5 protein-coding genes are annotated in these 5,849 nt (G+C 70.8%); 3 read left to right on the plus strand and 2 right to left on the minus strand.

Translation table 11 applies throughout. The features are described from left to right. Window positions 1-11 precede the first annotated feature (11 nt). Entirely contained in the window at window positions 12-392 is a 381-nt protein-coding gene (locus AB0F40_RS27100) for an ArsR family transcriptional regulator (RefSeq protein ID WP_357475360.1), read from the plus strand. Next, the gene (locus tag AB0F40_RS27105; RefSeq protein ID WP_357475354.1) at window positions 389-910 is read left to right on the plus strand and encodes an SRPBCC family protein; all 522 of its coding nucleotides are present in this window, start codon (window positions 389-391) and stop codon (window positions 908-910) included. Before AB0F40_RS27100 ends, AB0F40_RS27105 begins: the two co-directional genes overlap by 4 nt. A 74-nt stretch (window positions 911-984) precedes the next feature. Here AB0F40_RS27105 and AB0F40_RS27110 read toward each other — a convergent pair whose 3' ends face one another. Continuing rightward, on the minus strand, window positions 985-1,977 hold the full coding sequence (locus AB0F40_RS27110) for a hypothetical protein (protein WP_357475356.1): 993 nt from the start codon (window positions 1,975-1,977) through the stop codon (window positions 985-987). 110 nt (window positions 1,978-2,087) lie between these two features. Between AB0F40_RS27110 and AB0F40_RS27115 the strand changes: the two genes are divergently transcribed. Beyond that, on the plus strand, window positions 2,088-3,683 hold the full coding sequence (locus AB0F40_RS27115) for a serine/threonine-protein kinase (RefSeq protein ID WP_357475358.1): 1,596 nt from the start codon (window positions 2,088-2,090) through the stop codon (window positions 3,681-3,683). Window positions 3,684-3,751: 68 nt separating this feature from the next. Here AB0F40_RS27115 and leuA read toward each other — a convergent pair whose 3' ends face one another. Further along, window positions 3,752-5,470 (minus strand): 2-isopropylmalate synthase, encoded by a 1,719-nt coding sequence (gene leuA / locus AB0F40_RS27120; RefSeq protein ID WP_357475362.1) that lies wholly within the window; start codon window positions 5,468-5,470, stop codon window positions 3,752-3,754. Between the last annotated feature and the right edge of the window lie 379 nt (window positions 5,471-5,849).

The following is a 5,849-nucleotide window of genomic DNA, read 5'->3' on the forward strand; positions in this document are numbered from 1 at the left end:
ACATTTGTCCCGTGCCCCCTTGCGCGCCCCCCCCCCCCCGGCCCCGCCGCGCACTGCTCCGGCAGCTCGCGGCCGGGCCGGCGAGGGTCGTCGACATGGCGTCAGCTCACCCGATCAGCCGTCCCGCCATCAGCAAGCACCTGCGAGCCCTGGGCTCGGCGGGACTCGTCCTCGCCGACGACGTCGGCCGTGAGCGGCACTACCGGCTCGACCGAGCCGGGCTCGCGCCCGTGACCGCGCTCCTCGCCGAGCTCTCCCCCGCACCTCCGATCGGCGAGCGGGCGCTCGACGGGCTCGAGCTGGAGGTGCGCCGAGCGGGCCGGGACCGCCAGGCGGCCGAGGGCGCACGACACACCGACGACCCACCGCGCACCACAGAGGAGACAGCATGAGCACCAGCCCCACGGCCACCGGCCGCAACGAGCGGCGGGCCGACGGCACGTACGTAGTCCTCACCCGCACCTTCCGCGCCCCGATCGAGGACGTGTGGGCGGCCGTCACCGAGCCGGAGCGCCTCGCCCGCTGGATCGGGCGGTGGACGGGCGACCCGGCGCAGGGCACCGTGCGGTTCGAGATGCTCTTCGAGGGCGAGGGCATCGAGCCCGAGGAGTGGACGATCGACGTGTGCGACGCGCCGGTCCGCCTCGAGCTCACGTCCCAGGCACCCTACGACGAGCAGACGCCGGCGACCTGGCACCTGCAGCTCGGCCTGGCCGAGGCGGACGGTGTCACCACGCTCACGTTCGCCCAGTCGATGGACGATCCCGCCATGGCCGAGAACGTCGGGCCCGGCTGGGAGTACTACCTGGACCGGCTCGTCGCCGCGGAGACCGGCGGGCACCCGGAGGCCATCGACTTCGGCGACTACTACCCGGCGCTGTCCGGGCACTATCGCGCCCTGGCCGGCTGATCAGAGGCCGCGACATGCAGACGCCCAGGCCACCGAGGTGGCCTGGGCGTCCGACACGTCGCGAAGTGCTCAGGTCAGTTCTGGACCTCGAGCATTCGGCGCCGCGCGCGGACCAGGGCAGCGCCCGCCGCCGTGAGGACGAGCCCGGCCGCGGCCGCACCGACGACCTCGCCACCGGTCTGCGCCAGCGCGCCAGGCGCCTGCGCCTCCCCGGCGGACTGGATCGGCGCCATCGGGTTCATCCCGGTGTCCGAACCGCCGCTGCCCGGGTAACCGATCGGGAGCACGCCCCCGTCGCCGGAGCCGTCGCCGGAGCCGTCGTCCCAGCCACCGTCGTCGCCCGAGCCGCCGTCACCCGGGTCGTCACCGCCCGGACCGCCGTCACCCGGGTCTTCTCCGCCCGGGTTGCTGACGTAGACCGGGCTCTCCAGCAGGTCGTCCACGACGCCGTCCGGGCCGGCGACCGAGCCGATCGTGCCCGGCACGTCGACGTTCCCGGCGTTCTCGCCGATGGAGCCGATGTCGTTGATGATCTCGGCGGGCAGGTTGTCGGTCACGCCCTGCTCGGGTGCGTCAGCGCCCAGGACGTCGTCCACGGCACCGTTCTCACCGGCCACCGCGTTGACCGCGCCGGTGACACCGTTCACCACGTCCTCGACGGGGCCGCCCGCGTTGGCCGACGCCGGAGCCGCCTTCGTGGCGACGACCTCGTCGGACGCCGACGACGAGCCGCCCGTCACACCCTTCACGACGTCCTCGACCGCGCCGTCCTTGCCGGCCGCCGAGTCGACGACGCCCGTGACGCCCCGCACGGTGTCGTCCAGGGCACCGTCCTTCTTGGTGACCTGCTCGACCGTGTCCGACACCTGGTTCAGCGTGGTGTCGACCGCGCCGTCCTTGCCGGCGACGGATTCGACGGTACCCGTGAGGAGCCCACCAAGTCCGCCCGTCGACTGCTCGGCGTTCGGCGACTCGTCAGCCGCCGTCGCGGACGTCGCGCCCGCGATGATCAAGCCGCCCGCGACGAGCGCGGACGGGAGCGCCCGGCTCACGAACTTCCTCTTCATGTTTCCCCCTGTATCGGTATCTCTGTGTAGTTGCCCGCTCTCGGAGCGAATGCGCAATCACCCTGGCTGATAAGCGAGGTGAATTCAAGGACATCGGGTATGTTTCCCCCATGATCGTGCCAGGCTCAGGGGCGGCCCCGCAGATCCACCCGCTCGAACCGTCCGACCCATCGGAGCTGGGTGGTTACCAGCTCCTCGGACGGATCGGCGCAGGCGGTATGGGAGTGGTGTACCTCGCAGAAACCCGCACCGGACGGAAGCTGGCCCTCAAGGCCATCCTGAAGGAATTCGTGCAGGATCCGGAGTTCCGCACCCGGTTCCGTAGAGAGGCCGCCGCGGCGATGAAGGTGCGCGGCCGCCATCTCGCCACCCTGATCGACGCCGACCCGGACGGCGCCCAGCCGTGGCTGGCCGTCGAGTACGTGGCGGGACCGGCGCTCACCGCCGTCGTGCAGGCCGAGGGCCCGTTGCCCGAGCCCGACGTGCGCCGCATGCTGGCCGGCGTGGCCGAGGCGCTGCGGGCCGTGCACCAGACCGGCATCGTGCACCGGGACCTCAAGCCGTCCAACATCCTGCTCGGCGAGGACGGCCCGTTCGTCATCGACTTCGGGATCGCCCAGGCGTCCGACTCGACGTCCCTGACGCGCACCGGCCTCAAGGTCGGCACACCGTCGTTCATGGCGCCCGAGCAGGTCCGTGGGAGCCTCGCGACGCCCGCGGCCGACATCTGGGCGCTGGGCGCCGTCGCCCTCTACGCCGCGACCGGTCAGCGGGCGTTCGGTGAGGGCGACACCACCGTCGTCTACTACCGCGTGGTCCACGAGGAGCCGGACCTCAGTGCCTGCCCGGCCTGGCTGTTCCCCCTGGTCCGCGCCTGCCTCGACAAGGATCCCGACGCGCGTCCGGATCTCCAGGAGGTGCTCAACTTCCTGAACGAGGTACCGGCCGGCCTCCGGAGCGCGACCACGAAGATCACGCCGGGCCCCGCCGTCAGCCCTCTGGACGACGCGACGACGCTGCGCGACGACGCCACGGTGGTGAAGGCGGTGCCCGCGGCCACCGCGGAGCCGACGCCGACGCCGGCGCCCGAGCCGGCCACGGCCGAGCCGGAGGAGACCCGCCGCGGCCTGCTGTCCCGGCCGACCACGTGGCTCGTCGCTACCGGGGGCGTGCTCGTCATCGGCGCGGTGGCCACGGCGTTCGCGCTCGGCATGCCGCCCGGAACCCCGGATGCCGCTGCCACGACGTCGGCGTCACCCTCCGGGGAGGCGTCCCCTGCGGCCATCGACGAGTGCCTGGTGGGCGAGTGGCGGCTGGACAGCATGAGCACCAAGATGCGCATCGACGCCCTCGACGAGACCGTCGACGCCAGCGGCTTCGACGGGCGGGTGACCGAGTTCCGCGCCGACGGGACCCAGCTGGTCAACTACGACGACGCCCAGCCGGCCCGCGCGGAGACCTCGATCGGGGAGCTCACGGAGACCTGGAGCGGTACCGCGAAGTACATCGTCTCGACCAGTGCCGACGGCGTGCTGACGACCTCGGGCTCGGACTTCCGGAACGTCGAGGTCACCATCGCCCTCGCCGGCGAGAGCGCCGAGCGCCAGCCGAACATCCCGACGCAGGAGCTGCGCTACACCTGCGACGAGACGACCTACACGGAAGAGGCGGAAGGCTTCGAGGCCTCCTACACCCGGCTTCGCTGAGTGCTGGATATTCGCCCCTTCGTGGCCGGCGCACGGGCGAATATCCAGCACTCAACGGTCGCGGGGGGCTAGACGGCGCGGTCTGCGCGGTTGACCGCCGAGACTATTGCCTTCAGCGATGAGAGGGTGATGGAGGGGTCGATGCCGACTCCCCACAGGACGTCGTCGCCCACGGCGCACTCGACGTAGGCCGCCGCGCTGGCGTCCCCACCCTCCGACAGGGCGTGCTCCGTGTAGTCCAGCACCCGGACGTCGACACCGACCTGCGCGATCGCGTTCACGAACGCGTCGATGGGCCCGTTGCCGGTACCGGTCAGCGTCAGCTCCTGACCGCGGTCGATCACGTCCACCTCGAGGGTGTCCTGCTCGCCCTCCGCCGACACCGCACGGGTTCCACGCAGCGTGAGCCGCCCCCAGTGCTCCAGGCCGGACAGCGCGCCCTCCTCGACGGGCAGGTACTCGTCCGTGAAGATGCGCCAGATGTCCGCGCCGGTCACCTCGGTGCCCTGGGTCTCGGTCACCTTCTGCACGGCGTGGGAGAACTCGATCTGCAGGCGGCGCGGCAGGTCCAGCTTGTGCTCGCTCTTGAGCAGGTAGGACACCCCACCCTTGCCGGACTGCGAGTTGACCCGGATGACCGCCTCGTACGAGCGTCCCACGTCGCGGGGGTCGATCGGCAGGTACGGCACGCCCCAGTGCAGGTCGTCGACGCCGACGCCGGCGGCCTCCGCCCGCCCGGCCATGTGCTCGAAGCCCTTCTTGATGGCGTCCTGGTGCGAGCCGGAGAACGCCGTGAACACGAGGTCCCCCACGTACGGGTGGCGCTCGTGCACGGGCATCTGGTTGCAGTACTCCACGGTGCGACGGATCTCGTCGATGTCGTGGAAGTCGATCTGCGGGTCGATCCCCTGCGAGAACAGGTTCAGGCCCAGGGTCACCAGGTCGACGTTGCCGGTGCGCTCACCGTTGCCGAACAGGCAGCCCTCGATGCGGTCGGCACCGGCCAGGTAGCCCAGCTCGGCGGCCGCGACGGCGGTGCCGCGGTCGTTGTGCGGGTGCAGCGAGAGGATGACGTTCTCGCGGTGGTGCAGGTGCCGGCTCATCCACTCGATCGAGTCGGCGTACACGTTGGGCGTCGCCATCTCGACGGTGGCGGGCAGGTTGATGATGACCTTGCGCTCCGGCGTCGGCTCGAAGACCTCGATGACCTCGTTGCAGATGCGCGCGGCGAACTCGAGCTCGGTGCCCGTGTACGACTCCGGCGAGTACTCGTAGTAGATCCGCGTGTCCGGGACGGTCTCCTCGAGCTTGCGGCACAGCTTGGCGCCGTCCAGCGCGATGTCGACGATCCCGTCCTGGTCGGACCGGAACACGACCTCTCGCTGCAGCACCGAGGTCGAGTTGTACAGGTGCACGATCGCCTGCTTGGCACCCGCCAGCGACTCGTACGTCCGCTCGATCAGGTGCGCACGGGCCTGGGTGAGTACCTGGATCACGACGTCGTCGGGGATCCGGTTCTCCTCGATGAGCTTGCGCACGAAGTCGAAGTCGATCTGGCTCGCCGACGGGAAGCCGACCTCGATCTCCTTGTAGCCCATCGACACCAGCAGCTCGAACATGCGGAGCTTGCGCTCCGGGTCCATCGGCTCGATGAGGGCCTGGTTGCCGTCACGCAGGTCGACCGCGCACCAGCGGGGTGCCTGCTCGATGCGCTTGGTGGGCCAGGTCCGGTCAGGGATGTCCACGCGGATCTGCTCGTGGAACGGCTGGTACTTCTGGGTCGGCATGCCCGACGTCCGCTGCGGGTTGTCGCCGATGATCCCGGCGGCTGCGCCGTGCACTGCTACGTCGTGAACTCCGCCGGGGGTGGTGGCGGTGATGCTGTTCTCCATCATGTGTCCTTCGCTCGGTGAGGTTGGCCGGCACACCAAGCCTCCGCGACGAGGGACCGGCCTGTCTAGGCCTCGTCGCGGCAGCGAAGGAGAAGGATCACCGTCGGGCGCACGCTGTCACTGTACTCCCGGACGTGACCCGGACCACGCATGGCGCCCACGATTCGGACGTGAGCCGTTGGTCGAGCTTGTCGAGACGTCGGGTCCGAGGCCTGGCTCCCCCACCTCAAGGCCGCCCGCAACGCGCCCTCGGAGCTGGTGTTCCCGATCCGCG

The organism is Promicromonospora sp. NPDC023987, assembly GCF_040639055.1.
Classification (GTDB): domain Bacteria; phylum Actinomycetota; class Actinomycetes; order Actinomycetales; family Cellulomonadaceae; genus Promicromonospora.